This is a genomic window from Leisingera sp. SA215 (genome assembly GCF_055902035.1).
On the sequence record NZ_JBVVXU010000068.1, the window covers coordinates 1 to 4,373 of the forward strand.

Consider the following 4,373-nt stretch of genomic DNA (forward strand, 5'->3'; position numbering starts at 1 on the left):
CCGTTCCAAACCGGGTTTGGCTTGCTGACATTACTTACGTCGATACGGACGAAGGATGGCTCTACGCCGCCGCTATCAAAGACATGGCAACACGTGAAATCGTCGGCTGGGCAATGGACGATCATCTACGATCCGAACTGTGCTGTGATGCCTTGAACATGGCCCTGGGGCGCCGTGGACCGGTTCCAGGGCTCATTCATCATTCGGATCGCGGCGTGCAATACGCAGGAGAAGAATACCGCAAATTGCTCGGGGCGGCACGCATCACGCAATCCATGAGCCGTACGGGCGAATGCCTGGATAACGCTCCAATGGAAAGTTTCTTCGCATCACTGAAAAAGGAACTGGTTCATAGGGAGCGCTTCAAAACGCGCGTCCAGGCAAAGGCGGCGATCTTCGAATACATTGAGGTCTTCTACAATCGCCAGCGGCGTCATTCCGCAATCGGCTACCTAACCCCCGCGCAAGCCTACGAAACCATGACTTGGAAAAGCGCAGCATAGGGTCAATAATCAAACTGTCCGGATATCGGGACGAACTCCAGTCTGCTTCGGGCTGTGACTACCATGCTGCGGCAGCAAAGTAGCTGGCCTGGACAAGGGCGGCAGTGGGCTCCTTGCAAATAGCTCGGAGATATCTGAGCTTGCACATCGTTGGGTTTGCAGAAGGCTATTGAGCAGCATGTCAGAAAACAACTCGGAGAGTCTTTTCGATGACCGGACAGCTCTGGTCCACTTGTTGCGCAAGGCACTCAGCCATTCAAGGGCGCGGGAATTGGTAAAGAAATACAGCGACTTACAGAAACAGAAGGGGCTTTGCGCCGAAACTGTAGCATGTCAGCTGCAACTTTCATTGGAACTGCTTGAGGCAGGGATAGTCACGTTCGATGAGTACGTCTTCTTCGTAGATATGCCAGTTGAGCACCTCACTGAAAAGCGATTGGCAGATGGAGAATGCGGCAACGAGCTTGGATTGCTTGAGGCCAGGATGGAGGAAATCGAAAGAAGACATGGGCTCCTTAAAGGGCATTACTGGAGGATCGAAGATGCGCCTTCAGAATATCAAGAGGTTTCTAGGCAGTATGATGAAGTCTTGGAGCGAAAACATGTTGAGACACTGGAAGAGTTTCAAGCCGGCGAACTTGCAAAGCTGAGGCGTGGTAACCGAAGAGAGTATGATGCTTCGCGAGAGCGAGGAAGAAAGAGACTCTTCGAGGCTGAAAATGTCAGTGGGGCGCTAGCGGAACTGATTCACGTATACGAGACAGAAGCCGCGAAAGCGGCCGCCAACCAAGCCTTTCTTGCAGCCGCAGTAATGCTAGGCTCAGCAGCCGAGTGCCAGCTCCTCTTTAGGGCCCAGACCGATCTTATGGGTGCCACTAAGGCGTTCCAAAGTTTGTCCCCCAAGAATAGGAAGAAGCAGACCAAGAACCCAATGCGATGGAGCTTCCAAACACTTATTGAGGTCGCTACAGAAGCAGGTTGGTTGTCTGAGTTGGAGACAGGCGGTGTTTCTTTTAACTCTTCAGATTTAGCTTCTCTGATTAGAATTCAGAGAAACAACGTTCATCCAGCACGATACGTCAAAGACAGTCCCTATCTGCAATTCGGACAGGGATTCTTTGATGATGTTCAAGCTAGTTACGCGGTGCTAAGGGCAGCACTTGGGTAGTAGCCGTCCTTTCAACGGCCGCTTAGCGCCATTCGCGGCTTGCTACAGGTGCGAGGGCCTGCCTAGTGGTCAGTGACCGCAAAGGGCTCTGGCACTAAATCGCTTCGCGATAGGGCGCTCGTTTCTGGCGTTGCACTGATCTGGGATTTGTTTCGCGATTTGCGATGTTGGGTGTGTGCTGTTGATCGAGGTGATTTTGCCTCGGTTGACAGAGGGTTTTCCCATGAACATTCAGCATTCCACATCGATCACACCGCTTCGCGCGCGCATGATTACGGATATGTCAGCGCGCAATTTAGGACCGGCATCTCAGGTTGGTCACTTGCGGGCCTGCAAGCGGTTCGCGGCCTGGCTGGGGCGCTCGCCGGAGACAGCTGAGCCGGATGATGTGCGCGGTTTTCAGCAGCATTTGATTGAGACCGGCACCAGCATCTGCACGCGTAATCGCACGATGACCGGGGTGAAGTTTCTGCTCCGGGTGACGCTGCGGCGGCATGATCTGGTCGCTGAGATTTTCAGCCTCAAAGAACCGGTGAAGATCCCACTGGTGCTGAGCCGGAACGAGGTCAAACGCATCCTGCTTATGGCACCAAGCCTGAAGGCGCGCGTGATGTTGTCGCTCGCATATGGCTGCGGCATGCGCGCGGGCGAGGTGGTCCGGTTGCGTGTCGGCGATATCGACGGCGAGCAAGAGATCATCCGCATCGTGCAGTCCAAAGGCCGCAAGGACCGCAACGTCATGCTGCCCACCGATATTCTGGGCCTTCTGCGTGACTGGTGGAAGGAACGCCCAACCAGTCAGGACAACGGCGTGGCGGGCCCGGACCGGGTGATCTTCCCTGGGTATAATGGCAAACATCTGTCGCCGCGCCAGATATCGCGCCTGTTCAAGCAAGCGGCCAAAGCGGCAGGCATCACGAAGCCGGTCACATTGCACACGCTAAGGCACAGTTTTGCGACCCACCTCCTTGAGCGCGGTGTGGACATCCGAGTTATTCAAGCCCTGCTCGGTCATACCAAGCTGACCACGACCGCGCGTTATGCCAGCGTTGCTACCGGGATGATCTCGGCCGTGGAGAGCCCACTGGATAACCTGAGCCAGGCGGCCACGCGTAAGAGAGGCAAGAAGGGCGCATCATAGCTCGGCTTGGCAGGTGCAATGCTGGAGGTCGCGGATATCTTCCGCGCCCATGGAGCTGCCTGGCGCTTGGCCAATGCAGGCCACATCAGCCTGAACCAGTTGAAGGTGATGTCGGCAATCGAGCGTTGCCGCACGGCGGCGCTCGGCGGTCACGTGACACGCTGCGAAGATTGCGCGCACGAGCACATTGCCTACAATTCATGCCGCAACAGGCACTGCCCAAAGTGTCAGGCGGGCGCAGCCAAGACCTGGCTGGCAGCGCGCGAGGCCGAGCTGCTGCCTGTGCGGTACTTCCATCTGGTGTTCACGCTGCCAAAGCCGATCGCCGATATCGCGCACCAGAACAAGCGGGAGATCTACAATCTGCTGATGCGCGCGAGCGCGGATACCGTGATCAAGATTGCCGCCGATCCAAAGCATCTGGGCGCGCGGGTTGGCATCACGTCGGTGCTCCATACCTGGGGATCAGCAATGACGCACCACCCCCATGTCCACATGATCGTACCCGGTGGTGGATTGTCGACCGATGGCACAAGATGGATCACCAGCCGAAAGAACTTCTTCCTCTCCGTGCGGGTGCTGTCCCGCCTTTACCGGCGGCTCATTCTGGAAGGGCTGGCCAAACTGCACCAAACCGGGCGGCTCAATTTCTTTGGTGACCACGCCTGCCTGGCCGATAGCGCCGCGTTCGAGGCCATGCTCGCACCACTGCGCAAGATCGACTGGGTCGTCTATGCCAAGGAACCCTTCGCCGGACCCAAAGCGGTGCTGGCATATCTGTCGCGCTACACGCACCGCATTGCGATATCCAACAGTCGCCTGATCCGGTTCGATGCAGGCAGTGTGACCTTCAAGGTCAAGAACTACCGCCTCAATGGCGCGGGCCGACACACCACCATGACCTTAGCGACGTCAGAGTTCATCCGCAGGTTCCTGATCCACGTCCTGCCTAAAGGCCAGCACCGCATCCGTCACTACGGCTTCTACGGAAATGGCAACCGTGCCGCCAATATCGCCAGGATCAGGCAACTGCTCGGAGCCAAAACACCAGACCAGAGACGCGATCATGAAGACAGCCAAGGTAATTCCGATGAGCCTGTCCGTGTCCTGGCACTGCCATGCCCATGCTGTGGTGGGCAGTTGATTGTCGTTGACACCTTCGCGCCCGCCCAGCACCCCAGAGCACCGCCAAAACCAAAAAGGGCCGCAGCATGAAACGCTCGCCCAACATAACCAAAGACACCAATAACCGCAGAAGTTGCAGTCTGCGAACCCATCGTTTTGCACTGATGAGATCATCGTCATGGCAAAGGCCCGGGATCGAGACAAAACACCTGGCATATCGACTGAATGCTCGCGTACGCGAAATCGAAATTGGCCTCATTGCACCCATTCGACCGAATTTTCAGATCTTCCACACGCCAAGTCCAACCTACAAATCCCCATAGCAACCGACCCACCAAGACCAACCACGCGATTTCCCGCCTGAGCGCTTCTCCGACGCCGGGCAACGCATCGCGCAAATCAAACGTCAGCACGCGGCGTCTGAGAAACCTGCATC

At 56.5% G+C, this 4,373-nt stretch carries 5 protein-coding genes; 4 read left to right on the forward strand and 1 reads right to left on the reverse strand.

What is annotated here, in order from left to right; translation table 11 throughout:
• From AC0KW6_RS22820 to AC0KW6_RS22835, 4 genes are all read left to right on the forward strand, one after another.
• The coding region (locus tag AC0KW6_RS22820; RefSeq protein WP_474035266.1) for an IS3 family transposase at positions 1-503 on the forward strand (503 nt) is incomplete at its 5' end.
• A gap of 178 nt (positions 504-681) precedes the next feature.
• A complete protein-coding gene (locus AC0KW6_RS22825; RefSeq protein ID WP_474036211.1) occupies positions 682-1,671 on the forward strand; it encodes a hypothetical protein in 990 nt (329 codons plus the stop codon).
• Between the two features lie 190 nt (positions 1,672-1,861).
• The gene (locus AC0KW6_RS22830; protein WP_474036213.1) at positions 1,862-2,812 is read left to right on the forward strand and encodes a tyrosine-type recombinase/integrase; all 951 of its coding nucleotides are present in this window, start codon (positions 1,862-1,864) and stop codon (positions 2,810-2,812) included.
• A gap of 6 nt (positions 2,813-2,818) precedes the next feature.
• A complete protein-coding gene (locus AC0KW6_RS22835) occupies positions 2,819-4,027 on the forward strand; it encodes an IS91 family transposase (RefSeq protein WP_474036117.1) in 1,209 nt (402 codons plus the stop codon).
• Positions 4,028-4,113: 86 nt separating this feature from the next.
• Here the strand turns inward: AC0KW6_RS22835 and AC0KW6_RS22840 are convergent.
• On the reverse strand, positions 4,114-4,373 hold a 260-nt coding region (locus AC0KW6_RS22840; RefSeq protein ID WP_474036212.1), incomplete at its 5' end, for a hypothetical protein.